Consider the following 25,215-nt stretch of genomic DNA (forward strand, 5'->3'; position numbering starts at 1 on the left):
ACCCCTAAATCACTGATTGAAGTCGCTTTCCATTTCTTTTTTGTAACATTTTCTCTCCCTTTTTATTTCAACTATCTGATAATGTTATAAAAAAATATATAGGCGTACGAATGGGTACATGTAGTAACATCTTTAGTTTGTCTATTTTTTGAAGCTGGTGATACTTTCTGTGCACTAACACACAATAATAAGAGGGAAACGCATGAAAAAAACAGCATTGGTTATGGCCATTACAGCAGCGCTAGCCGTTCTGGGTGGTTGTTCATCACAAGGTGAGCGCGGTACTCAGGCTTCGGCATCACACATGACGCCGGCACTGAAGTCGGGTATTGAGCAAAGCCATTTTGATACGAGTGTCAGACCACAGGATGATTTTTTTCAGTACGTAAATGGCGGCTGGCTGGCGCACACGGATATTCCGGCGGATAAGGCGTCTTGGGGTAGTTTCGACCGTTTGCGTTATGAGTCGGATGAGGCGGTAAAAACGCTGATCCATGAAGCGCAGCAACAGTCGGGTAAAGTGGGCAGTAGCGAGCAGAAAATTGGTGACTTGTATGCAAGCTTTATGGATGAACAGGCGCTGGAGCAGCTTGGGCATAAACCGTTGCAGCCGTTGCTTGCAGAAATTGCTGCGATTGATTCGTACGATCAGTTAAGTACGCTGATGGGTAAACTGCAAAGGCACCAGGTGACCACGCCTTTGGGCGTATTTGTAGTGCCAGATGGCAAAGATGCACGATTCAATGCCTTGTATACAGCGCAGGATGGCATAGGCATGCCAGACAAAGACTATTACAGCAAAGATGATGAAAAATCAGTTCAGCTAAGGGCCGACTATCAGAACATGGTTGTGACTATGTTGCGTTTGATTGGAGAGCCAAACCCCGAAGCGCAGGCGAAGGCCGTGCTTGGTGTTGAAACCAAGTTGGCTGATATCATGTGGAGCCGCACCAAAAGCCGTGAAATAAGCCTGATCTATAACCCGCATGGCGCCGCTGAGTTTGATTCAAAACTGGGCAAGCTTAACTGGCACAATGTATCAGACGGGCTGGGTCTGCCAGCGCAAGACAAAATCATTGTTATGCAGCCAAGTTATTTCGAAGAACTAGGCACTTTATTTGACCAAATTTCTCTTGAGGATTGGCAAACCTATCTTAAGTTCCACACCGTCAACAGCTTTGCAGAGGTGCTGAGTGCGCCCTTTGCCGATGCCCGATTCGCCTTTTACAGCGAAGCATTGCGAGGCGTGACCGAGCAGCAACCAAGGTGGCAACGTGGTGTGGTTATGACTAACGAAATGTTGGGCGAAGAAGTCGGTAAGTTGTATGTGGCGAGGCACTTTTCTCCTGCGGCAAAGGCACGCATGGAAACTCTGGTACAAAATTTGATTGCTGCGTACCGAACGAGTATCGACAATCTGGGTTGGATGACTGACGCAACCAAAGCCGCAGCGCAGGAAAAGCTCACCAAAGTTAGCTATAAAATAGGCTACCCTGATCACTGGCGTTCCTATGATTTTGAGGTCAAAGCTGACGATCTGGTTGGCAATGTGATCCGCGCCAGACAACACGAGGTAGACTACCATCTGGGGCAGGTTGGTCAGCCTGTTGATCAGACTAAGTGGGAAATGACACCGCAAACAGTGAATGCCTATTATCATCCGCTGAAGAATGAGATTGTGTTTCCTGCCGCGATATTGCAGCCACCATTTTTTGATATGAGTGTGGATGATGCCGTTAATTACGGAGCCATCGGTGCAGTGATTGGGCATGAGCTGGGGCACGGGTTTGATGATCAGGGGGCGCAGTTTGATGGTGATGGCAATATTCGTAACTGGTGGCAAGACGCTGATCTGAGCCAGTTTAAACAACGTACAGACGCACTGGTAGCACAGTACGATAGCTATAAACCATTTAAAGATGCCGCAGTAAATGGCCGCATGACGCTGGGCGAGAACATTGGTGACTTAGGGGGCCTCACGGTGGCGTATAAAGCTTACCTGCTGTCACTATCGGGCAAAAATAAAGAAATTATTGACGGGTATACCCCTGAACAACGCTTTTTTATTGGCTTTGCGCAAAGCTGGAGAACCAAAAAGCGTGAAGCGGCGGCGCGTCAGCGTTTGATCACGGATGTGCATGCTCCGGCGCAGTATCGTGCCAATGGCCCTTTATCTAATTTCACGCCTTTCTACGAGGCATTTGCAGTGAAAGAAGGCGATAAGCTTTTCCGAGCACAAAGCGAACGCGTTAAAATCTGGTAGTCAAATAGTCTGGTTCAGGCTACTCCCTCAGGCGGTACAATCGAGACCGCCTGAGAAATATCACTTTCCTCACACCGGTTAACATCTTCGCCGGCAGAGTCGGGTTTTAATGAAACTAAGCGTGTATGCTTATTACCGTGTGATGGTTAATTGTAAAGAGCTCAGCTGTTCCATAATAAAGACCAAACAAATGGTCCAGGCAGTGAGAGTTACAAATAGCAGATTGAGTTGTTCTGCTATCTGTTGCTACGACGACAGGTACAATTAATCCTACTTTAATTGCCATCCACACATCGGCGTATTTGCAGTCATGCTTTTTGCTACACATCAGTTCAGTGTCCCGGCATGATCTACCCATGTCATAGGCCCCCGCCTTGAATAAAATAACTGGCTCTTTACCGAAAAATCAATACAATGTCGCGCTCATTTTTAGGTACATATTTAGGATTGATATGAAGCAGTTACCTTCTTTGGCCGGTTTGACTTTGTTGTTGTGCGGTACGAGTGCTATGGCGGAGCAAGTTCAGGCGGTAAATTATGATTATGTTGAAGTGGGTTATAAGCGTCACGGTGATCAATCCGACTTTTCTACTGGCGGTATGCAATTAACGGTCAGTAAACGTGTCGACGAGTTTTACTTTGAATTGAATGCTGAGCAGTTCGAGAGAAATGTCAACCAAGTTAATACTGTTGAAGGCTTTGATACTTTCCATACAAATCATGGTGTTGAACTGACCAGGTATCGTGTGGGTGGCGGTTTTATCTTTGATTTGGACAGCGCTTCATCGGTAGATGTTGGCTTACTGCACGGTAAAATGGAGATCGATTACCAAATTGAATATTTGGCTGTTCGCGATGATGGCGTGGGCTCGATAAAGCACCACTCCAGTGGCAGTTTAGATACAGATTTATGGGACCTGCGTGTTCAATATCAGAATGTCTTTTCAAATAATCTGGCCCTTAAAGCAGCAATTGGTTATGAGTATCTGTCAGGTTACGCGCCTAATAACCTTTACGGCTTAGTGGCAGTGGGTTATCACTTCAATAAAGCCTGGTCAGTGAATACGGAATATCGTTATGCAGATGAGTTTCGTAACTGGGGTGTAAACCTGCAGTACGCGTTTTAATCGCTTATCAAATGAGGTCAGCCAGACCAGGCTGGCCTGCTAGTCGTATTCGTTTACCTTATGATTCAGTGATTATCTGGCCGTTTTCATTCAGCTTTTCTTCTTTTAGCCCTGTTAACTTTTCCATATATTTTTGTCGCGTTCAAGAAAATGGGTCTGATGAATTTAAGCTCATGGTGATGACTTAGTTTGTGTTGAATGGCATATAGGCTCAGGTCCGATGTGGAGTACTAGGGTGTAAATTAAAATAAGATAGCAGGGTGATACCCCGCTATCTTATTATGACAATACTTGTGTTAAGCCATTGCGTTACTTCAGTTCTACCTGCACTTCAATCCATGCGTCGGGCGTGCCCACAGTCCCGCCTTTTCTGGTTGGTGTGATAGTAAATCCGCCCCAGTGATCGGTATAGCTCTGGCCTATGATCAACTCAGAGTCGGTTTGGTCATCGCCCCACCAGCCGGGTGTTTTGGAGCCTGGGGTCATATCCAGCAGATAGGAAGTGGTTTTCCAGAATCGCTCATCGGTTTCATTTTCAAAATAGCCTTGTAAGTTGATCAGCACACCGTTTTGCGTATCGGTATATCGGTCGTGCGAGGTGCGGTATTCCAGCCAATAAGTGTATTTGCCATTGCCAGACTTTAAGCGCAGGCCAATGTATCCCTGGTTATTAGCGGCCTGGTCAAAAGCATAAATACGGTAGGTACCCGAGGCATTAATCACCGGTACTTCACTGTCGGTTAGCCAGCCAAAAAAGTGTTTGTACAGCAAGTTGTAGGCCTGTAAAGAGTGAGCGCCCATGCCCATCATGCTGTAAACATTGCCATAGTTCAGGCTCTCTGTGTCGTAATCACCTACGCCGATGACTTTACCCGGGCCTGCTTCCAGTGCTTTGGCGTGGCGCAGCCCCAGTGCGTGTCCCAGCTCGTGTGCAATCACACCTGTGGTGTGGTGGTAAAGCGAAATACTCGGTGGTGCAGCGCTGGAGTTAAAGTTGCCTACCTGGGGTGCCACCATCATCACTACCTGGGCATTGCCCGGGGCATCCGGATCAACACCCAGTGCACTGATCTTGCTTTTCCACAGGGCGGTCCAGCCATGGAAGTCGTTGTCATAGGTGCTCTTAGGCTGATTGATGTGAATGACGGGCGTACTGGTGTCGTAAGTGACATTAAAGCGGCCATAAGACTGCTGATCGTAGTAGGTGGTGACACCCTGTAAGTCACTTTCCATGGTCGGCCATGTCAGTGGGGTGTCACTAAACTGAAAGCGATACACCTGAATATTGACATGATCGTATGGGTACCCGTCGTTGCCACCCGGGGGCTCTGTTGGTGGCTCTGTGGTATCTGTGGTTCGACAGGTCGTAGCACCCAGATCGACCACAATAGAGCTGCCGCTGTGGTTGCCATCCAGTGTGATATAGCCCCAATACGAAGCGGGGCGTTTCAGCACAATACATTCTTGATTGCCCGGTGTGGAAGAGCTGCGATCGCTGCCGTCCAGCCTGGGCCAGCCACCACTGCGGGCATACAGGCTGAGGTCGCCAGTGCCGTAAGCGGTACTGATGGCAACGTTGTCATAGTTGTCCAAATTCGCCACGCTCAGATAGGTACGCGAGCTGGCTGGCAGACAGACGGTTTCTCCATCTTGTAACGTCCTGCCGGTGAAGGGAGCAGAAGTGGCGCATTTATCTTCCAGTTGGGCTGCGCTAGCCGGGCCATTGAGTAAAACAAGCAGTGGTATGCACCACGTGTGTTTAACCAGATTCATCGTTCTTTCCTTTACAGTTGTTGTATTAACCGCATGTATGCGGTTTAGAGTGGCCCGGATATGCTGTGCTCGAATTTACTTTTAATCCTTAATAAACAATTGGATAAATAAATACTTTGACACGTGTGCGGATCCAAGCCTATGTCTTCTGTATGTAAAATAAACAGAAGCGAACTAAATATATTATATTTTATACAATATTCAAGTGCTCATTGATGTTTATCGGCACTGCCGTGGCCTGAGAAAAATAAAATCAAAAAAACGCTTTACCACAACTTAACTTGAGGTTTTATCTTGGCTGCACATCAATAAAGGAGTCAGGACATGAAACAGGTCACTATTAATCATTCATCGTTTAGCGCGCAGTTACTGCGTTTGTTCAATGGCACAATGCAAAATAAATAAGGAGGCATGCTATGTATCTGGAACATGTAAATTTAGTTGTTAACAACATTGGGCAGGCCCTTAACTTCTACCAGGCAGCTTTTCCGCACTGGCGTGTACGTAGCGAAGGAAGTGGAAGCTGGCACGGCAAACCCAGAAACTGGTTACATTTTGGAGATGACCACCACTATATTGCCTTTAGCGATCACGGCGAGGGCAGTAATCGTGAGCTGAGTGGTCATTCGGTGGGGCTGGCGCACTTTGCCTATGTGGTGCAGTCGGTTGACAGGGTTGTTGCACGCCTGACGCAGGCCGGATACCCCGTAGATAAACAGGGTGTACAGCATCCGCATCGCAAAAATGTGTACTTTATTGACCCGGCAGGATTTGAAGTGGAATTTGTTGAATATCTGAGTGATATACCCGCTGAGCGTAACAGTGATTAATATTTCGATAAATCGGTACGAGACTTTACAAAAAATTTACTTTATTATCGGTGGTCAGAAAGGGTTCTATCAGAGGCTGCCGGGATGGCGACGGTCAACATCATTCCAAAACCAGATTGGGTGCTCAACCACCAGCATCAGCAGTTGCATAGTGGTCAGCGTGTTATCTCGCTGGATGACAAGCAGTATGCGCTGCTGACATTGCTCATGACACATGCCAGTCAGGATGTGACGAAAGAGCAGATCTTTAACACTTTATGGCCGGGCCGGGTGGTGAGTGAAGACGCCATTTATGTCACTGTGAATGGCCTGCGTAAGTTATTGGGCGACAGCGTTAAACAGCCCATTTATATTAAAACGGTGTCAGGGGTTGGTTATCGCTGGGTGGGCCCAAAAATAGGCGAAGACAAACCCTTGTTCTCAGGGGCTATGATGATCCTTGTCGCCATTTTCTTGTTGGGTGTGGTGCTGTTGGGCAGTCAGTTTCGCGAATTGTCGGCACCTGAGCCCATGTCGCCCGAACAGGCTGAGCAATTTAAAAAAGCACGTTATTTACTTAATCACGACCCCGCTGCCATTGATCAGAGTATCGCTTTGTTACAGCAACTGACACTCAGGCGCACCGATCTGACAGAGCCGCAAGTGTGGCTGGCTGATGCCTATTTACGTCAGTTACTGGACGACCCGCAACGTCATGCCCGTAACCGCAATCGTGCCAAGGCTTTGCTCCAATCGGTGCTGGCCAAATCACCCGAGCATCTGAAAGCCAATTTGCTGATGGCCCAGCTGATCATGTTAATCGACTTTGATCCGCACGCTGCAAGGCGTTACTTCAGGGCTGCTTTACCCCATGCCGAAGGGCATCACTGGTACGGGCAATACCTGCTGGCGAGGGGGGATTTTCAGGGCGCGCTGGAACACATTGAGCAGTATCGGTTGCTGGAGCCCAACGGGTATTCCAGCGAAAGTGTGGCCTGGGTCTATACCATGAGCCAGCGTCATGAAGCCGCGCTGGATGCACTGCTGAAATTGCAGCCTTACAGCGACAGCAATCGCTTTTATCACACGTGTTTACGCACAGTGTACGAACAACTCGGAGAGCATGATAATGCTTTTGCGCAGATGAAATGGGTTATGCAGGACGCAGGTTACAGCCCACAGCTTATATCGCAGGTTGAGTCGGTATTCGGGGGGGAGGGCCTGCCCGGCGTGTATCGTTGGTTGTTAACCGAAGATCCCTTACGTGCAGAGATTGGTCATTACACCCCGCCTATTTCCCTAGCGCGTTACGCGGTTATGGCGGGTGAGCCCGACATTGCAGTAACGTACCTGAATCAGGCTTTTGAGGCGCGCCAGCACGCGGTGCTGTGGGCGGCAGTGGATCCGGTATTTACACCATTGCACGAGTACCCGCCGTATCAGCAGTTCGTTCAGCGACTGGGGATCATGGCCCATTAAGCACATAATACCAATTTCACTTAATACCTGGTCTATTTGAAGGAGCAAATAGGACGCTAACAGCGTTTAAAATTTCTCATTTAGAGCCTTATACCTTAGACATAGGTTCACAAATTTTTGCCTCGCCTACATGGACGTAGGTGCCTCAGCGATAGCAGGACGCGAGAGCGGTGTTATCGACCCTATTTTCTCGCCTCAAAATAGACCACTTAATTAAGCAAATTGGTATAAAAAAGGCGTCCGTTGGCGCCTTTTTTACTTAATCAGAGCGGTTCATCGCATTGTTCTGGAGCGGCTGCGAGCAGGCAATAGCAGGGCCATCGCCATCAGTAACCAGGCCATACTACCACCTGAGCTACCCTCGCTTTTTGCGGCACTGGCGGTGTTGCTTGTACTGCTGGAATTGCCCGTGTTTGACGTTGTATTTCCGTCGGTTTTTGTCTCCGTTTCTCCACCGTCACTGTCACCACTATCTTGTTCCCCATCGTCGGGATTTTTTTCAGCATCTGAGTCGTCGCCCTGATCAGCTCAACGTCATCAATATTTGAGATATCAGCGACAGTAAGGCCCCTGCCAGGCATCAGCAGTTTGTTGCCATCCGCGCTGATATCACGGATATCGTAGATCGCTGGATTGCACTCTAATTCTGTGGCGGTATAGGTATTGGTATCGCTCAAGTTTAACGTGTGTAAGCAGCCCAGAGTGTGAGCAATTAACTGATCTTCGGTTGGGTGCAAATCATGCACTGCGATGTTAAGTCCAAACAAAGACTCATGGGGGAGCGTTGTGACCGCTGTCACTTTATTGTTTGCGCCCAGCTCTAGCGTTATGGTTTCTTTCCAGTAATGTACCAGCAAGCGGTTATTGATGGTGTCCAGCTTGGTTACAATGCGGTTATGGCTTACAAACTCAAAGTCCTGTTCCAGCTTAAGTTCAAATCCTTGTGCACTTTCCTGATATAGATAGAGCTTTTCTGGAGAGATTGCGACCATCAGCCCCTGCTCTGGGTAGCTGTGAAATGTAATTTCGTGAGTTGGGGTTGGATTGTTGAGTGTTAAGCGGCTTTGTTGCGAAAAGCGGTCATTGGCTTGATCCCAGTAAAATATGGTGCGAACAAAGGTGTTTTCCTCTGTCTGACCATACAAAATATAATGGCCATTCTGAAAATCAAGTTCGACAAATGTCATTGCCTCGGGTGGCGTATTGAAATTGATCTCTGATACGAGCGTAAGTGAAAAGTCGGTGTTGATCTGCCAGATCTTTGCAATTTCGTTATGTTTGTCAATCGAGAGCAGTTTTTTACCATCGTCAGATAGCTCATAGTCAACAACAATGTTTGTCTGTTCAACGAAATGTGATTTGGGGTATTGGCGTTTAAAGGGAATGCCCTGGTTATCGACGTGGTACAGCGAAATGCCGTCAGTACCTTCATCAAACAGGGTTGTGCCTGCAAGCTTTGAGACACCATTAGAACCCTCATAAGTAACGTATTCATGTTCAGCTACTTTGTAGGCACTGAGCTGACTAATATCTACTTTTGCGTGGGTTGTTCCTATCATATCCAGCATGCTTAGCATGCCAACCGCAGAAATACTGCATTTTATTTCTCCATCAAAAATTCCACGCCATATTACAGTACGAAAAGACGACATCCAACGAAAAAGGTACAAAAAAAGATCGCCCGCGGACTGTCCGCTGTCCGTCCGGGATTGGAATGTTTTTTTTAAACTATTGATTTTATTGTTGTTAATTTTGGTATGTAAACTGCAATCAGTATCCATGACGACAAAACAACAAATACAATACAAAGGATACCGATATGTACACTAATACCGCGCCCGTTTCTACCCAGGCTACTGAACAGCACAGTAAGGGCGTAGCCGCCTGGTTCAGACGTAAGTTAAGTTCTTCACTGGTTAAAGCCGTGGTGCTGATGCTTGGTACCCAGGTAGTTCAGGCACAAGAGTCGCTGGGGCACTTCTCTGAGCGATACAGTGCAGAGCAAATTCAGGCGGATATTGATCAATGGACGCACTGGGTGCATGCCACGCACCCGAACCTGACGCACAGTATACGTGATATTGATGCATTTTATGCCCGGCTGGACGCATTGCGTGACACGCTGGACAAACCGATGACAGGTGAACAGGTATGGCGTGAGTTTGCCAGCCTTAACGGTATGATGGCGGATGGCCATCTGAGCATTGGAGATGGTACCAATGCGCAGTGGCGAAAGTGGGTCGCGCAGGGGATAACATTATTTCCGTTTGAGGTATTGGTGAGTGAGCACGGGCTGAGTATTGTCAGCGAGCTGGGTGGTGCCCCATCGGCTCATGATGGACAATACATCAGTGAAATTAATGGCGTACCGGCGGCTGAGGTGGTGGCAACATTGCTGGAGCGGATTGAGGGCGACAACCTGGCGTTTTGCAGAGCTTTACTGACTCGCCGGTTTGCTATGACCTATCGGCTGATGTACGGCGCCACAGACGCATTTACGGTGAAGCTAAGCACAGGCCAGGCAGTGCAGGTTACTGCACTGAATAAGGCACCCAAAAGTATCAAGCAACGCACTTTTGACGAAAACTTCAACCTCAAACTGCTCGACAACCAGCAGGCTGTTTTAACCATTAAGCAGTTTGGCTGGGACGATCCAGATGCCTATTTTCGCTTTATGGCGGATACGTTTGCTCAGCTGAACAAAGCGCAGATCCAGCATCTGATGATAGATATTTCTGACAATACCGGTGGAGATGACATTTTCTGGAAACGGGGCATACTGAAATATATCGCCACTCAACCATACCGCCATGGCTCGACCTATCAGGTGCGAATTCTGCAGAAGTATCGTGATCCGGGTGAGGTTGTCGGCTCCGTCGTGTCAGGGGAGTTGACTAAGATGACGCAGCCAGAAGCAGATAAAAGTGTGCGTTTTAACGGAAAGGTCAGTGTGTTGACCGGACCTTTGACCTACTCATCATCCGTACTGTTTGCAAATACCATTCAGGACTATGGATTGGCGACTTTGGTTGGCACCCCAACCGGTGGGCGCAGCTCGCAAAGTGGTGGGATCCAGTTTCTGACGCTTAAGCATACCGGGATACGTGCCGTTGCACCGCGCTTTATTCTGGACCGTCCGTCTGGCAAGCAACCAATGACGCCAGTACAGCCGGATACTGAGATAACTCAACAGGGCCTGAGTAAAGCCCAGTGGGTGGCCAAAGCGCTAAGTGCATCCCGTTCTCTTTAAGAGGGGTTACCCCGTCATTGAGGTGTCCTGTGACGCGGCCAAAACGGCCGCATTTTTGTTCTCAGACTCTGATAACAAGTGTTTTTATTATTGTTTGCACAATCTTGCGTGATGATATGATGAAAATAGTAAAAAAGACTAAATTGAGTTTGACCTAAACTTAACTTGAGGTATTAGTCTGGCCACAATAAAAATAACGATACTAGGAAAGAATATGGATATAAGTAGTTTACCAATGCAGTTGTCGCGATTTACGCCTCTGGTCTGGGTGATGTTGATTGGCAATTTCTTTGTTCGCGCAAGTTACTATATGGTGTGGCCGTTTCTCGCAGTGATGTTGTATGAAAGTTATGGTTTGAGTGCCACTGAGGTCGGGCTGTTGTTAACGGGTTCAGCCACGCTGGCTGTGTTTTTAGGATTTTATACTGGCAATCTGGCAGACCGTTTTGGCCGTACCAAAATGCTCTATGTGGCAGTGCTGGTTGGGGTGGGGTCTTTTGCCCTGTTGGCACTGGCCAATGCGTTGTGGCTGTTTGCCGTCGCGGTGTTTCTGGCTTGTATGCCTCGCACATTATGGGAGGCACCAAGCAAAGCCTTGCTGACGGAGGAGCTGGCCAACCCCAAAGATCGGGAGCTGGCGCTTCACTTACTGTACTTTCTGGTCAATGTGGGGGCTGCGCTGGGTCCGTTGTATGGCCTGTGGGCGGGCCTCAATGGTGAGCAATTCAGTTTTATTTATACAGCGGTGTCTTATCTGGGGTTGCTGGTGGCTTTGGTATACTTCCGGCCTAAGGGTGGAAGTTCCGCACAGACTATTCAGTCTGCACCTAAGTTCTCTCAATGGCTAAAAATACTCAATAAAGACAGCACCTTTTTGGTGGTATTAGTTGCAACGACGCTGGTGTACTTTGTGTATGCGCAGTGTGATACTAGCCTGGTGCAATACCTTACCCGTGCTGAAGTCCCCGAGCTTGCCTGGCTGATCTCGGCGGTGATCATTACCAACTCTACCGTGATCATTGTCTGCCAGTTTCCGCTGTTACATCTGATGCGCAACTGGCGCATCGAGCACCGGCTGTATCTGGGCGGCGCTATCTTAGTAGTCTCGCAAGTGATGATGGCCCTGAATGATGTGCACAATACCTGGGGCTGGATAACGGCGATGATTGTGCTGAGCCTGAGCGAAGCAATTATGTTCAGCAATATCAATGTGTACGTTGACAGGCTGGCGCCTGATAACCTTAAGGCGAGCTATTTTGGCGCGGCAGGGTTGTGTTCGTTAGGGTATGCCTTTGCGCCCATTTTAGGCGGCCTGGTGCTGGATTTATCGAGCGGGGTAATGTTATTTGTGCTGACAACGCTTACCTCTTTCGCGGCCCTGGCGTTTTACAAAGTGGCCGAGCTTAAACTAAAAGCTACCCCTCGCACCGTGTCTGAAGTGTAAATAGCCAGAGCGGCTGCAATGTGCAGTCGCTCTGTTAATACCAATTTCACTTAATGCCTGTTCTATATTGAAGGAGCAAATATGGCGCTAACGGCGTTAAAAATTTCCCATTTATATAGACATAGGTTCACAAATTTTTGCCTTGCCTATAGTGATGTAGGTGCCTCAGCGATAGCAGGACGCGGGAGCGGTGTTATCGGCCCTATCTCCTCGCCTCAAAATAGAACACTTAATTAAGTAAGCTGGTATAAGTCTAATGGGATGGGGGATACCGAGTTGGAGAAAATGAGTTAATGCCGGTTTAATAATTAAAAGTAATTAAATCATTTGCTTGCTGTTTTATACGAAGAGTTGTGTGATGAGGGATTAAGGATCTTTAAGAAGGTTTCAGAGTGTTTTCAGGATCTATGAGTGCGAATTGCGCCACTGTGATGACAAATCACATAAGGAGAACACCATGAACTCAACTAAAACACTCAAACAGTTTGGACTGATCAGCATGTTGGCAGTCGGGCTCAGCTATGATGCCGCTCAGACAGCCTTAGCTGCCAGTGGGGATTATCTGTTTAGTTATCAGGTTAAAGGAGAAAACTGGGGAGGCATAACACTGCGCGATCATATCGCGTATTTTGGCAGTGATGATGGCCACCTGTATGCGCTGAATGTGGATCAGCCTAAGCTGGCCTGGTCGTATAAAACCGACGGTTTGGTCCGATCTAAACCCACAATAAAGCATCATCAAATCTTTGTTAGCAGCGATGATGGCTATCTGTACGCGCTTAACCGTTGGCAGGGTAAATTATTATGGCGTACCAGTCTGAATGATGCGGATGTACAGCGTATTCTGCCTGCTAATCATGCACCGTGGGAGTTTGACTACAGTAAATCCAGTGCTTTGGTTCAGGGTAACAAAGTCTTTATTGGCAGTGGTGATGGCCACCTCTATGCCATCGCCAGGTCCTCCGGTAAGGTGCTGTGGCGCTTTAAAACGGAAGGTAAAATTCGTGCCACACCTGCGCATTACCAGGGCCTTGTATTTATCAGCAGCTGGGATGGATCTGTGTATGCGCTGGATGCGAAGACAGGTCAACGGGTCTGGCAATATGATACGCAGGGGGCATTGACATCCAGCCCAACTATTGTTGATGACGTACTGGTGATTGGCTCCCGTGACACCCATTTATATGGGCTTGATCCGCTCAGCGGTGAATTACTGTGGAAACAGGCTTATCCGGGTGGCTCCTGGGTGGAGTCTTCGGCAACAGCGGCTGCCGATGGTGAACATTTTTATATCGGCAGTTCAGATTCCAATTTACTCAATAAATATCACGCCCAGAGCGGTGAGCTGATCTGGCAATTCGAAACTGGGGGCTGGAGCTGGGGCCAACCAGTTGCCAAAAATGGCACAGTGTACATCGGCGCAACAGGTCATGATGAACCCGGCTGGTTTGCAACCCAAAGAGGCTTTTTTGCGGTTGATAGCCGCACTGGTGAACAGCAATGGCAGTATCAGCCTAAGATGATTGATGGCTTTGTTCATGGTGGTGTTTACGGTGCGCCGGCGGTTGGATATGGCAAAGTGATCGTGCCGGATTTGGATGGCTACATTCATATTTTTGAAGAGTAAAAAGTCGTTATGAGAATCAATTTAGGGCTCTGAGTATTTGTCTCAGGGCCCTTTTTAATACACTTAAAATGAGCGCCAGGCAGGCCAGACGCTCTGTTGCACTGAGGCGCATAGCAGACAACGTATTGTGAGCCAGCTCTATCTACCTTTGACAGCAGTTGTTCCACATTGCTGCACTTGTGTACTACTAATGTCTATTTTCGAGAAAAGTAACTTTAAGTGTAATGAATTTTCATTTCATTTTACTTTCAATTGCTTGTGTTGAATTTGGCGCGATTTTCAGTGTTTCTATAGTGGTACTCCAGCTCATACTTTAGTAAGATTTTTGATATTTTGTTATTCAATATATTGCATACAATATACATAAAGAATAGCGTATGTATGGTACTGGGGACAATTTATAGAACAGATAATGGCTCCATCAGGAAAAATAATAATTGAAACACGTAGGAGTACAGTGATGTGTCACAATGGGAATGCTAGTCGAATTTTTGTCATGAATATGATTGCTTTGGCGGTCGCGTCTGCCAGTGGGCAAGCGTTCGCCGCAGCAAATGATGACAGTGGAGCGAATGAACCAGAGCGGATAGAGGTTACGGGTTCGCGGATCCAAAGAACAGATATGGAAACGGCAAAGCCCGTTTCTGTCATAACAAAAGCCGACATAGAGGCAACGGGGTTGAACGATGTAGCCAGTGTTCTTGCTGAAAGTATTTTTAACTCAGCAGGTACTTCTATTGCTCACTCAAACAACTCGGCGGGCAACTTTGCCTCCTCTAACCTGAGAGGGTTGGGTTCCAATCGTACCTTGACGCTGGTAAATGGCCGCCGTGTTGCGACATCTGCTTCAAACTATGGTTCGAGTACAAATGTTAACCTAATACCTATTGAAGTGGTTGAACGTATTGAGATCCTGCGAGACGGCGCATCATCAATCTATGGCTCTGATGCAATGGGTGGTGTAATCAATATTATCACTAAGAAAGACTATGATGGTATGCAGCTTTCAGTGAATGCATCGCATGCAACCCGTGGCGGAGCAGGGCAACAAGGTGGAGCCCTGACATATGGCACCAGCAGTGATAAAAGCTCAATACTTGTGGTTCTGGAGCACCAGACAAACGACAGTCTGCGCGGCGGCGACCGTCCTCATTTGGATGCTGAGCACAATGAAAGACGTTGGAGCTCACGTTACTCTCCGTGGGGGTCTTATAGCTATGAAAATGAAGACGGTGAGCGGATTTATAGTCCGGGACCTGATTGCCCGGCAGAAAATATTCGCGACCGTGACGGGAATATGGGTAAGCAATGTGGGTACGATGTCTTCGATGGAAAGTACTACCTGCCCAAGGTCGAGAAGACATCAATTTTCACTAACTTTACCTATGCTATCAACGACGATGTAGAATTTTACAATACTATTTTGCACACACGCGATAAGAACTTTACATCGGCTACACCTATGTGGGCAAGTGGTACGCTCGCAGCAGATCATGTAAATAACCCGACAGCTGGCACTGCAGACGCACGTGATATTACATATTATCACTACATGGAAGGCGCATTACCCAGAGAATTCACTTTCAAAACGGATTTACTAGATATCAACACCGGTATTAACTGGGACATTGATGAAGGCCGCTTGTCCATTAACCTGGCACACAGTAAAGATAGCTTTGTGCAGGAGTCAAACTACTACTATTTCGTAGATAAGTTTGATGAAGCGGTTGAAGAGGGCCTTTATAACCCCCTTGCGTATGGCGGGGGTGATAAAGCGACAGAAGAGGTGCTGGACAGTTTCCGTCATAGTCAACACAGACTGGGTAAAAGCACAACCAAGGCTGTGACGGTAGACTGGTCAAGTACGCTGCCGTTTGAACTCGATGGTGGTGCGATTGGTTATGCCATTGGGGCCGAATACCGTTCTCTGGAATTGTCCGATGAGCAAGATGCGCAGTCGAACTCTGGAAACGTCAAAGGGGCCTACGGTGGTGATGTTGTGGGCAGCCGAAACTATCGGGCGGCTTATCTTGAAGTTGAAGCGCCGATCCTCGATACATTGACGGTCTCAGCTGCAACGCGTTACGACTCATATAGCTTGCCTGATCAGGGGCAGTTGTCGAGTAGCCTGTCTGCCAGATATGAGGTGACAGAAGACTTGGTTGTTCGAGGCTCTTTTAGTCAGGGCTTTCGTGTGGCAGACCTGAATGAAGCCATTGGTGAGGAAAGCATTGGTTACTATGGGTTATGGGATCCTAAGTATTGCAACCCAGTTCCCAAAGCGCAACGCGCTACGTCAGAGTTATGTGACAATCAAAGCGTGCCAGTCCGTTCGTTTTCAAACCCTGATCTGGAGCCAGAAGAATCAGAGCAAGTGTCTTTTGGTTTTGCCTATAATCTAACAGAAGATTTTGATATGACATTAGATTATTGGAATATTGAGATCACCAATGAAATCAAAGACATTAGCGGACGTACAGTACTTGATGAAGAGTATTTAGGTAACTTAGGCAATTACAGTGGCCTGTATGTAAAGCGTGACACATCATTGCCTCGTGAAGATGAAATGGTCGAGATTGGTTCTACCGTGACCAACTATCTGGGCCTGGATACATCGGGCATAGATGCGTCATTCGCCGCCCGAGTTGATCTTGAAGACATGGGGGATTTGAAATTTAACCTAGAGCTGAGCAAAGTACTTAAGTATGAGTTTCAGAAGACTAATTCAGACCCTGTTTATGAGCATGTTGGCTTCATTAACCGACCTGAGTATAGAGCAAGCTTTAAAACCAATTATCGCTATGGGGATTTCGAAGGTTTCGCAACCGTTCGATACATAGGTTCGTTCGATGGTGAATCGCCGGAAGACATTGAAATTGGTAAAGAATGGCAGGACTTCCCTTCAATGACCACAGTGAATCTGGGTGCGGGTTACAACTTTGATGAGTATGGCCTGGTGAAGCTGATTGTAACCAATGCGTTTGACAAGCTGCCGCCGGTCAATGACGAATACTATCGAGGATACACTACGCGCGTTCACAATATTATTGGTAGAACTATCCAGCTTAAATACACCTATTCGTTCTAAATGAAAGCTACGCTGGGCATGTGCTGATGTATATGCCCAGTTGTAAAAGCCGGTTATTTCATATAACAGGCAAATGCCGCCTCTTCAGGCCGGTATCTAAGTATTTCTCCCGCCTGCCCGAATCACTTTAGTACGGTGGGCTTTTTTGGTTTAGGAGACCGTTTTATGTTGCAGCGCACACTGGCACTATTAGTTAGCTCAAGCCTGATATTGACAGCCTGTCAGGGCCTTCCCGTCAGGGAATCACAGGCAGAGCAACCAAGAGATAGTCAGAAGCTCTATTTACGGGCTGAACAATTTTTGCCGCAAAATCTCGCCCCTTTAGTCAAAAACGATAAATTGACTGCAAACTGGCTGGATGAGGGGAGTCGTTTTTGGTTTGTTCAGCAGCACGGCCATGGTCACCGCTTTGTGCTGGTTGACCCGAGCAAGAACACACAGTCTGCGGCGTTTGATCATCAGAAAATTGCGAATGTGTTGCGCGCAGAGGGTCTGACCGAGGCGTCAGCAGCGCGATTACCGTTCAAGCAAATTACGCTCAGTGGATCCCGGTTGGCGTTTACGATTGAACAGACGCAATGGTCCTGTACCCTGCCTGCATATACCTGTGACCATCAGGTGCAAGCACAGGCCGATGAACCACAACAAGGCACCTCTGATGATGGGCGGTGGCAAGTGGTGGTTGAAAACCATAATCTGATATTGGTCAATAAGCATTCGGGGGAGCGCACTGCACTCACCGGGGACGGCACTGAGATGCGCCCTTATGCTGCAACGCACCCGAATCCGGCGCGCAGCTTCAATGCAGATACAGACTATCAGCGTGAAGGCGTCTCACTGACGTGGTCCAAAGACAGCCGCTATCTGATCACTTATCAGCTGGATCGCAGTGGCACTGATTTATACACTCTGGTTCAGTCTGATCATGAGGCGAGCCAGAGACCGAAAGCGGTTCGTTATTACTATCCTTCAGCTGGGCAGGAAACATTACCACAAGCCAGTCTGGTGCTGGTGGACACCGATAAGAAAAAGGCCATTAAGCTGGATGCTCCGCCTGTAATGCAGACTTACTATGGCAGCGCACTGTGGGGCTGGTGGCAGGACAATGGTCGTTATGTATATCATGATCGTCGACGGGGCAATCGTCAGTACTTTATGCGCGAAGTGGATCCGCACACGGCTCAGGTGCGGGCTTTGGTTGAAGAGCGTGACGACAAATATATCGACCCCTGGGTACAAACGTATTGGGCATTGCCGGAGCTGGATGCTTTTATCTGGAGCTCGCAACGCAGTGGTTATCAGCACCTGTACTTGTACCAGGCCAGCAATGGCGCATTACTGAATCCGATCACGCAAGGTGAGATGACGATAAGGGTGATCCGGGGCGTAGATACTGAGCGCAAGCAGCTGTATTTTGAGGCGTCCGGAAGAGAGCCTGACAGGGATCCCTATTTCCGACATTTATACCGGGTTAACCTGGATGGCAGCGATCTGACTCTGCTCACGCCAGAGCCTGCTGAACATGATACGCGATTATCTCCCGATTTTAAGTATGTGATAGACACCTATTCGACGGCGTCACTGGCACCTGTGACTGTGCTGCGAGATAGCCGCACGGGAAAAGTGGTGAGAGAAATTCAACGGGCTGATATCAGTGCTTTACAGGCGACTGGCTGGCGTCCTCCGCAATCATTTGAGGTGCTGGCTGCGGATGGCAAAACGTCGCTGTATGGCTTGATGTACTTGCCATCCAACTTTGATCCCAACAAGCGCTATCCAGTCATTGATGACATTTATACCGGGCCGCATAACTTCTTTACGCCTAAGTCTTTTAACACCTATTCACGCCAGGCCAATGCGCTGGCTGAGCTGGGGTTTGTGGTGATCAAAATGGATGGGAGGGGCACCAATAAACGCGGCCGGACATTCCATGAGTATTCATTTAAGAACCTCGGTGGGGGCGCGGACGATCATGTGGCGGCCATTCGTCAGCTGGCGCAGCGACATGCTTTCATAGACAGTGAGCGGGTCGGGATTTTTGGTTTCAGCGCCGGTGGTTATGATACTGCGCATGCGTTGTTTAAATATCCGGATTTCTTTAAGGTCGGAGTAGCTGCTTCGGGAAATCATGACTTTCGGGTTGATAAAGCGGGCTGGAACGAAATCTGGATGGGTTATCCAGTGACGCCGGAGTGGGATGAGCAGTCTAACCTGACCTGGGCAAAGCACCTGAAAGGGAAGCTGTTATTGGCTCACGGCGAGTTGGACACCAATGTGCATCCTGCTGCGACCATGCAGCTGGTCTCTGCGCTGATCAAAGCGGATAAGCAGTTTGACCTGATGATTTATCCCAATATGGGTCATGTACTCGACGAGCATCCGCATTTTGTGCGTCTGCGTTGGGATTATTTCCTGCGTCATCTGAAGTAATTGAGACCAGGTTGCAGCCGGGCAGTGTTCAATACTTGATTCTCTGCGTGCCCGGCGAATCAAATTGTTGATTAAATCCACACTGGACCTGTTTTGGGTTTTCTTTATAATTTACTTCATTGTAGAAAATAGAATACGCAGAGGATGCAATATGAGTGTGAGTTTTTTCAGGACGATAGTACTAATGAGTTGGTTGACCTTGGTTATTACCCTCCTTCACGCAATTTTGAGTCCGCCAGATTTACCTCCATTGCTAGCCGAATATGAGGCGCAAACGCAGCAAACAGCATTGACTGCACTGGACTGGGTTATCGGTTTTCTATCCATTGCAGGATTAGCTGCTAGTGTGTCTTTACTTACCTTTTCTAATATTGGACGTTGGGTCTATGCTGTCAGTATGCCCACAGTCTACTTACTCGGGTTCTTTGGTACAGATTTTTTTGTGTCCTCCAGTGCTCAGGATGCACTATTTGCGGTTGAAGGCATGCTGACAGGCATTATCCTGAGTCTATGTTTTTTCTCTGATGTAAGTCAAAATTTTACCCGCAGTGCTTAAACTATGTTAATAAGTAAACGGGTGAGGTGAGTACAGAAGGCAGCAATATGGATATTTTAATTGCACAGGAAATAGCATTACACCAGTATGAAACAAGGCAAAACCGCACTGCCATAGAACGCCTGCTACATGTCGATTTTTCTGAGGTGGGTATGTCGGGCACCTGCTACAACTTTGATTCTATTGTTGCCATGATGGGCAGTGAAGCGCCGTCAAAGTTGAGCGTGTATTCGCAAAATTATCACTGCAATGAATTGGCTCCGGGCGTACATTTATTACACTACCAATCTGCACTGGTCGATAAAGAGGGTAAGGCGTCTGAGTTTGCGCAGCGTTGCTCGGTCTGGGTATTAGAGGGTGATAAATGGCAACTGAAATATCATCAGGGCACGGCCTGCGCGCCCTTTGAATTGACGTAACTGAATCTTGGTAAAATGCCGCCTGTTAGCTCACAGGCAGCACTATTCGACTATCTACCTTCACTGATCCAGCCTTTGACCCAGGTGCCGGCCTCCTTGAGCTGGCTGTCGACAAAGTTCTGAGTGTTACAGGTACCGCGTTGCCAGACTGCTCCGCTGCGGAAGTCGTCGGAATAATTCCAGTTGGTCCAGCTGATCTTTTTGCGTTTCATCAGGTCGATATACTTCTGAGAACTGACTGGATCATTTGGGCCATCGCCATCGTAGTTTTGCGTGCCCCACTCACTGACAAACACGGGCAGTACATCAGAGGCCTGATCGAGTACTGAGCGGTGATAGTCTTTGTGTGATGCCGCGTAAAAGTGGAAGGTGTACATGATGTTGTCGAACGGTACCGGATCGTTCAGCACCTCCTGTACGCTGCCACCAGTCGATGCGCCAAACGTAGACCAGCCATGGGTGCCGATCAGGATCAATGCGTCAGGCTGGATAGCCCGGATAACCGGAATGATTTGCTCGCTGTAGTGGCGCACTTCAGGCCAGCTGACATTATTTGGTTCATTGGCAATGTCGTAAATCACGTTGTTACGGTTTTTGTTGGCAGTGACTACGTCGGTAAAAAACTGCTTAGCCAGGTCCAGGTTATAGTTTGGGTCGCCCGGGTTAAGCTGATGCCAGTCCACCAGGACATATAATCCACGCTGACTGGCCATGTCGATCAGGGTGTTCATCTGTTGGGTAAACCCGGCTGGATCGGTTTCATAACCGCCTTCTTGCACGTACAGGCTGAGGCGGACAATATCGGCTTGCCAGTCCTGAGCCAGCACATCCAGTGATGCACCGGTTAAGCATTTGTTCAGTCCATACCATTGCAGACCATGGCTGCTCATGCCACGTAGCTGGATTTGCTGTTGTTGCTCATTACACAGCCCGGTGCCGCATACGCTGAGTTTACCATAACGTTCAACCGGTGTGATTTGATTGCCGGTATCGCAGCGGCCAAGGTACTGCCAGGCTGAACTGCTACCAGGCTCTGAGCGGGTCCACCAGTTTGCGCGATAAAGTTTGCCCTGATGCTGCATTTTGTCATTGGTATTGGCGTGGCTGGGATTGCCCTGCCAGTCTGTTTGTGTCCAGTCGGGGTAAGTATTAACTCCCTGACAGCTTGCTGCATAAGCCTGGCTGACTCCCAGTCCGGCGGTGAGTGAAATAGCGACTAAGTGCTTAAAGTTCATAATATTGCTCCTTTACATGTGTTGGCTCTGTTGGCGTTCTTTTTGAGAAATAATCCGTAAAGTTGTCAACAGGCTCTATCCAACATAATGGAAAAACGGGAGGAGCAGCTTAGACTTTAGTCTAACTTTGATCGTTAAGTATTGTAATTGGATGGAATGGTGTCATGCCTGCTGTGCAGCAGGCATAAATCATTTTATAAACCTGCTCAAATCACTTGGGGGGCTCTGTGCCCTCTATGTCAACAGGGGTGCTGCGATGCAAGAATACGCCACTTTCCAGCTGGTCGCCCTCGACGATGTAGACATACGCTTCAGCAACCGATATTTGCACCACGCCGCCCCGGTTAAACTGGCGCGCAATGGCAATATCTCGAGTATATTCAACCCAGGGAGTAAACTTAGTTATATCAATGGCTTTGTCTTTGGGGATGGGCGCGCATTCACCCGATGTGCCTTTTTGATGCTCTACTTGCTCTGAGGTAGGCAGTGAGTTGCTGCTTGTACCGGCTGGCCAGCCGCCTGCTGTTTGTTGTGCTGTAATGGCATCAAACTCAGCCGTGCAGTTTGTGCCCCGGTAAAGTATGATTTCTTTCTTTGCTGTACTGCTGTGTGAACTACCCATATTAAAGACCTCTAAAAGTTAGAATGGAAGGGAATGAGTCAGTACTGCGATTATTGGGCAAAACGAATAGACAGACGCGGGTAAACCAAGACAAAAACCGGTCAAAATAATGTACTGCCATGTTAGGTAAGCAAGCGATGATATTGCGCTCGTTTTTGATGAATATAGACCAATCCTCTTGATACCAATTAGAATGGATAAGTTAAAGGTAAGTTTTATGTCGACTCTCAGGCGCAGTATTTTTCGATATTCAGGCCTGGCTATCATTACGATGCTCTTGGGCTTGCTCAGCCGTTCTTCGTTTATTGAACTACCAGAGATACTGGCGCTTTATGCCGGTGATACCCTTTGGGCGATGGTGGTATTCTGGTTGTTTTGCTGTGTGCAGCGTGGAATGCCCACCGCTGGTATCGCTTTGCTGGCCTTAGGGTTTACTTTTGCGATTGAATTTTCGCAGTTGTATCAGGCTCAGTGGCTCAATGATATACGACATACCCGTCTGGGTGCGCTGGTACTGGGCTTTGGTTTTAAAGGCAGTGATCTGGTGTGTTATACCTTTGGTATCCTGGTGGCTGCGGGTTTAGACAAGCTGATAGCAGGTTGTCAAAAACCAGGTCCACAGCCGGTAAACTAAGTCGGTTTTGTATTCTTGTAACCCTTATACGCAGGCTTGCTCTGTATTGAGGCACCCTGTTTTTGGTCGAATGGCGTACGTTTATTCGGCAATTCAATAACAAAATTTTACGTGTTTTGTCTTGCTAATTCGAAGGAGTTTTGAAGGTGAAAAAATTCCTGCTAATTTAGGGACTATTTTGTCTTTTCCTCAGCGATGAATAATCATTTCTTCACTTTTTCTGATATAGTTTTGCGCTTACGATAGAGCCATGAACGATTCACAAAGGCAAATTTCAATGAATGAAGCTCAATACGATTATCTGATTGTCGGTGCAGGCCTGTTTGGTGCTGTATTCGCCAGAGAAGCAACCGATCAGGGTAAGAAAGTCCTGGTGATAGATAAGCGCGACCATACTGGTGGTAACATCTACTGTGAACAGGTTGAAGGGATTAACGTACATAAGTACGGCGCACATATTTTTCATACCAGCAACCAGCAGGTGTGGGATTACGTAAATCGTTACGTGACATTCAATCACTATGTCAACTCGCCGGTTGCCAGACACGAAGACAAGCTTTATAACCTGCCTTTTAATATGAATACCTTTTATCAGCTGTGGGGCGTGACCACACCAAAAGAGGCAAAAGAGAAAATCGCTGAAGCGCGTGCGCCGTATGCTGACCTGACACCGCAAAACCTCGAAGAACAGGCATTGTACTTGGGTGGTCGCGATCTCTACGAAAAGCTCATCAAAGGGTATACCGAAAAGCAATGGGGTCGACCGGCCACTGAAATCCCAGCATTTATTATCAAACGTCTGCCATTTAGGTTTACCTTCGACAACAACTACTTTAACGACCGTTATCAGGGGATCCCGATCGGCGGTTACAATGCCCTGACTGATGCCCTGTTTGAAGGTGTGGAAGTCAGAACGGGTGTGAACTACTTTGAAGATGCTGAAAACCTCAACAAGTTGGCAGATAAAGTACTGTACACAGGTAAAATTGATGAGTTCTTTGACTGTCAGTTTGGCAAGCTAGAATATCGCAGCCTGCATTTTGAAACGCAAGTGCTGGATGAGGAAAACTATCAGGGTAATGCGGTGGTGAACTACACCGAGCGCGATGTGCCGTATACGCGTATTCTGGAGCATAAGCATTTTGAATTTGGTACGCAGGAAAAAACCGTTGTCACCAAAGAATATCCTCATGAGTTTAGTAAAGACAACGAGCCTTACTACCCGATTAACGACGAAACCAATAATGCGCTGTTAGCACGTTATCAGGAGCTGGCAAAAACAGCCCCTTATGCTGATAAGTTTATTTTTGGTGGCCGTCTTGCCGACTATAAATACTATGATATGGACGACACCATAGAAGCGGCACTGGCATTAACCAGCAAGGAATTGGCATAACATCATGAGTCGTAAAGTTTATATCGCAAGAAATTACCGCTCTAAGTTTGATGCAGCCGGTAAGGCAAAGATGGACTGTGAGACCATTTTGCAGAACAACGGCTGGCAAAATATCGGCTTTAAGCAGACCTGGATAGCAAACTCTATACTGGGTACGCTGATCAGTGCGTTGGGCGTAAGCTGGGCGCTGTTGAGACTGAAGTCGGGCAGTACGGTGTGTTTGCAGTATCCGTTTAACAAGTTTTACGGTTACTGTTTGTGGGGCGCAAAACTGAAAAACAGTAAAGTGCTGACACTGGTGCACGACGTGCGCAGCCTCAAAGGTAAGTACGGTCACTCAGAAAAAGAAATCAACATGCTGAATAAATCAGATCAGTTGATTGTGCATAACGACAAAATGCGCGCCTGGTTTGAAGAGCAGAATATCCAAGCTGAGATTACCAACATCGAAGTGTTCGACTATCTGCATACCGATAACCCAAATGCTCAGCGTACGCCAACCGACTACGATCAAATTCGGGTGGTGTTTGCCGGTAACATGGGTCCATTTGTGTACGAGCTGGATGGACTGGAGCGCGGTAACTTTAAGTTTGATCTGTATGGTGTTGGTTATGATGAGAAGAAAGTCAAAAACATCAACAATACGATTCTCGACTATAAAGGGTGTTTCCCGTCGGATAAGGTGATCGATCATATTGACGGAGACTTTGGTCTGGTTTGGTATGGCAACACTCTGGATACCTGTGATGGCGTGACGGGTCAGTACCTTAAGTACAACAACCCACATAAACTGTCTTTATACTTGTTGTGTGATATGCCTATCATCATCTGGGACAAGGCAGCTATGGCTGACTTTGTTGAGGAGCAGGGAATTGGCTTTAAAGTAAGCTCGTTGCGCGATATCAAAACGCGCCTTGCGGAGCTGACACCTGAACAAATCGATCAGATGAAGCAGAATGTGCAAAGAGTTAAAGCGGATGTGCAATCGGGTCAGTATCTGACTCGTGCTTTGGACAGACTGGTTTAACGAACGCTCGGGCTCATAACCATGGCCAGGTGGCAG

At 47.7% G+C, this 25,215-nt stretch carries 18 protein-coding genes; 14 read left to right on the plus strand and 4 right to left on the minus strand.

Features of this window, described 5'->3' with window-relative positions; genetic code table 11:
• The first annotated feature begins 202 nt into the window (after window positions 1-202).
• Window positions 203-2,263, plus strand: a complete 2,061-nt coding sequence (locus AT705_RS23570; RefSeq protein ID WP_058798754.1) for a M13 family metallopeptidase — start codon at window positions 203-205, stop codon at window positions 2,261-2,263.
• Window positions 2,264-2,715: 452 nt separating this feature from the next.
• Complete coding sequence (locus AT705_RS23575; protein WP_058798755.1) at window positions 2,716-3,390, plus strand: hypothetical protein; 675 nt, start codon at window positions 2,716-2,718, stop codon at window positions 3,388-3,390.
• A 309-nt stretch (window positions 3,391-3,699) separates the two neighbouring features.
• Here AT705_RS23575 and AT705_RS23580 read toward each other — a convergent pair whose 3' ends face one another.
• Window positions 3,700-5,163, minus strand: coding sequence for a hypothetical protein (locus tag AT705_RS23580; RefSeq protein ID WP_058798756.1), 1,464 nt, complete (start codon window positions 5,161-5,163; stop codon window positions 3,700-3,702).
• Between the two features lie 416 nt (window positions 5,164-5,579).
• On the opposite strand from AT705_RS23580, the gene AT705_RS23585 reads away from it, so the two are divergent.
• Together AT705_RS23585 and AT705_RS23590 are read left to right on the plus strand one after the other, a co-directional pair.
• On the plus strand, window positions 5,580-5,993 hold the full coding sequence (locus AT705_RS23585) for a VOC family protein (protein ID WP_058798757.1): 414 nt from the start codon (window positions 5,580-5,582) through the stop codon (window positions 5,991-5,993).
• 84 nt (window positions 5,994-6,077) lie between these two features.
• A complete protein-coding gene (locus AT705_RS23590; RefSeq protein WP_058798758.1) occupies window positions 6,078-7,451 on the plus strand; it encodes a winged helix-turn-helix domain-containing protein in 1,374 nt (457 codons plus the stop codon).
• A gap of 326 nt (window positions 7,452-7,777) precedes the next feature.
• On the opposite strand, the gene AT705_RS23595 is transcribed toward AT705_RS23590, so the two are convergent.
• Window positions 7,778-9,010 carry a hypothetical protein gene (locus AT705_RS23595; protein ID WP_157576969.1) on the minus strand — a complete coding sequence of 411 codons (1,233 nt, stop codon included), beginning with the start codon at window positions 9,008-9,010 and terminating at the stop codon, window positions 7,778-7,780.
• A gap of 260 nt (window positions 9,011-9,270) precedes the next feature.
• Between AT705_RS23595 and AT705_RS23600 the strand changes: the two genes are divergently transcribed.
• The 7 genes from AT705_RS23600 (at window position 9,271) to AT705_RS23630 (ending at window position 20,265) form a co-directional block, all read left to right on the plus strand.
• Window positions 9,271-10,701 (plus strand): S41 family peptidase, encoded by a 1,431-nt coding sequence (locus AT705_RS23600; RefSeq protein WP_058798760.1) that lies wholly within the window; start codon window positions 9,271-9,273, stop codon window positions 10,699-10,701.
• A gap of 214 nt (window positions 10,702-10,915) precedes the next feature.
• The gene (locus AT705_RS23605) at window positions 10,916-12,145 is read left to right on the plus strand and encodes an MFS transporter (RefSeq protein ID WP_058798761.1); all 1,230 of its coding nucleotides are present in this window, start codon (window positions 10,916-10,918) and stop codon (window positions 12,143-12,145) included.
• Window positions 12,146-12,602: 457 nt separating this feature from the next.
• Window positions 12,603-13,772: an outer membrane protein assembly factor BamB family protein gene (locus AT705_RS23610; protein WP_058798762.1), complete on the plus strand. Its 1,170-nt coding sequence runs from the start codon at window positions 12,603-12,605 to the stop codon at window positions 13,770-13,772.
• Between the two features lie 496 nt (window positions 13,773-14,268).
• Entirely contained in the window at window positions 14,269-16,860 is a 2,592-nt protein-coding gene (locus tag AT705_RS23615; protein ID WP_167552021.1) for a TonB-dependent receptor plug domain-containing protein, read from the plus strand.
• A gap of 165 nt (window positions 16,861-17,025) precedes the next feature.
• On the plus strand, window positions 17,026-19,290 hold the full coding sequence (locus AT705_RS23620; protein ID WP_058798764.1) for a S9 family peptidase: 2,265 nt from the start codon (window positions 17,026-17,028) through the stop codon (window positions 19,288-19,290).
• Window positions 19,291-19,474: 184 nt separating this feature from the next.
• A complete protein-coding gene (locus tag AT705_RS23625) occupies window positions 19,475-19,846 on the plus strand; it encodes a hypothetical protein (RefSeq protein ID WP_058798765.1) in 372 nt (123 codons plus the stop codon).
• A gap of 47 nt (window positions 19,847-19,893) precedes the next feature.
• Complete coding sequence (locus AT705_RS23630; RefSeq protein ID WP_058798766.1) at window positions 19,894-20,265, plus strand: nuclear transport factor 2 family protein; 372 nt, start codon at window positions 19,894-19,896, stop codon at window positions 20,263-20,265.
• 50 nt (window positions 20,266-20,315) lie between these two features.
• Here the strand turns inward: AT705_RS23630 and AT705_RS23635 are convergent, their stop codons facing one another.
• Both AT705_RS23635 and AT705_RS23640 read right to left on the minus strand, forming a co-directional pair.
• Window positions 20,316-21,500: a cellulase family glycosylhydrolase gene (locus tag AT705_RS23635; RefSeq protein WP_058798767.1), complete on the minus strand. Its 1,185-nt coding sequence runs from the start codon at window positions 21,498-21,500 to the stop codon at window positions 20,316-20,318.
• A 211-nt stretch (window positions 21,501-21,711) separates the two neighbouring features.
• Window positions 21,712-22,122 (minus strand): hypothetical protein, encoded by a 411-nt coding sequence (locus AT705_RS23640; RefSeq protein ID WP_058798768.1) that lies wholly within the window; start codon window positions 22,120-22,122, stop codon window positions 21,712-21,714.
• Window positions 22,123-22,339: 217 nt separating this feature from the next.
• Between AT705_RS23640 and AT705_RS23645 the strand changes: the two genes are divergently transcribed.
• From AT705_RS23645 to AT705_RS23655, 3 genes are all read left to right on the plus strand, one after another.
• A complete protein-coding gene (locus AT705_RS23645; RefSeq protein WP_058798769.1) occupies window positions 22,340-22,756 on the plus strand; it encodes a ribosomal maturation YjgA family protein in 417 nt (138 codons plus the stop codon).
• Window positions 22,757-23,033: 277 nt separating this feature from the next.
• Window positions 23,034-24,152: a UDP-galactopyranose mutase gene (gene glf, locus AT705_RS23650; protein ID WP_058798770.1), complete on the plus strand. Its 1,119-nt coding sequence runs from the start codon at window positions 23,034-23,036 to the stop codon at window positions 24,150-24,152.
• 4 nt (window positions 24,153-24,156) lie between these two features.
• Window positions 24,157-25,179: a hypothetical protein gene (locus AT705_RS23655; RefSeq protein WP_058798771.1), complete on the plus strand. Its 1,023-nt coding sequence runs from the start codon at window positions 24,157-24,159 to the stop codon at window positions 25,177-25,179.
• Window positions 25,180-25,215 lie beyond the last annotated feature (36 nt).

This window comes from Pseudoalteromonas rubra (assembly GCF_001482385.1).
In the GTDB taxonomy this organism is placed as follows: Bacteria; Pseudomonadota; Gammaproteobacteria; order Enterobacterales; family Alteromonadaceae; genus Pseudoalteromonas; species Pseudoalteromonas ardens.

What these genes read in the sequence shown, in the direction of transcription:
- AT705_RS23645 (WP_058798769.1), top strand. Translation starts at nt 22,340, where the DNA reads ATGTCGACTCTCAGGCGCAGTATTTTTCGATATTCAGGCCTGGCTATC.
- AT705_RS23620 (WP_058798764.1), top strand. Translation starts at nt 17,026, where the DNA reads ATGTTGCAGCGCACACTGGCACTATTAGTTAGCTCAAGCCTGATATTG.
- AT705_RS23630 (WP_058798766.1), top strand. Translation starts at nt 19,894, where the DNA reads ATGGATATTTTAATTGCACAGGAAATAGCATTACACCAGTATGAAACA.
- AT705_RS23595 (WP_157576969.1), bottom strand. Translation starts at nt 9,010, where the DNA reads ATGATAGGAACAACCCACGCAAAAGTAGATATTAGTCAGCTCAGTGCC.
- AT705_RS23635 (WP_058798767.1), bottom strand. Translation starts at nt 21,500, where the DNA reads ATGAACTTTAAGCACTTAGTCGCTATTTCACTCACCGCCGGACTGGGA.
- AT705_RS23585 (WP_058798757.1), top strand. Translation starts at nt 5,580, where the DNA reads ATGTATCTGGAACATGTAAATTTAGTTGTTAACAACATTGGGCAGGCC.
- glf (WP_058798770.1), top strand. Translation starts at nt 23,034, where the DNA reads ATGAATGAAGCTCAATACGATTATCTGATTGTCGGTGCAGGCCTGTTT.
- AT705_RS23610 (WP_058798762.1), top strand. Translation starts at nt 12,603, where the DNA reads ATGAACTCAACTAAAACACTCAAACAGTTTGGACTGATCAGCATGTTG.
- AT705_RS23580 (WP_058798756.1), bottom strand. Translation starts at nt 5,163, where the DNA reads ATGAATCTGGTTAAACACACGTGGTGCATACCACTGCTTGTTTTACTC.
- AT705_RS23625 (WP_058798765.1), top strand. Translation starts at nt 19,475, where the DNA reads ATGAGTTGGTTGACCTTGGTTATTACCCTCCTTCACGCAATTTTGAGT.
- AT705_RS23575 (WP_058798755.1), top strand. Translation starts at nt 2,716, where the DNA reads ATGAAGCAGTTACCTTCTTTGGCCGGTTTGACTTTGTTGTTGTGCGGT.
- AT705_RS23600 (WP_058798760.1), top strand. Translation starts at nt 9,271, where the DNA reads ATGTACACTAATACCGCGCCCGTTTCTACCCAGGCTACTGAACAGCAC.
- AT705_RS23615 (WP_167552021.1), top strand. Translation starts at nt 14,269, where the DNA reads ATGAATATGATTGCTTTGGCGGTCGCGTCTGCCAGTGGGCAAGCGTTC.
- AT705_RS23570 (WP_058798754.1), top strand. Translation starts at nt 203, where the DNA reads ATGAAAAAAACAGCATTGGTTATGGCCATTACAGCAGCGCTAGCCGTT.
- AT705_RS23655 (WP_058798771.1), top strand. Translation starts at nt 24,157, where the DNA reads ATGAGTCGTAAAGTTTATATCGCAAGAAATTACCGCTCTAAGTTTGAT.
- AT705_RS23590 (WP_058798758.1), top strand. Translation starts at nt 6,078, where the DNA reads ATGGCGACGGTCAACATCATTCCAAAACCAGATTGGGTGCTCAACCAC.
- AT705_RS23605 (WP_058798761.1), top strand. Translation starts at nt 10,916, where the DNA reads ATGGATATAAGTAGTTTACCAATGCAGTTGTCGCGATTTACGCCTCTG.
- AT705_RS23640 (WP_058798768.1), bottom strand. Translation starts at nt 22,122, where the DNA reads ATGGGTAGTTCACACAGCAGTACAGCAAAGAAAGAAATCATACTTTAC.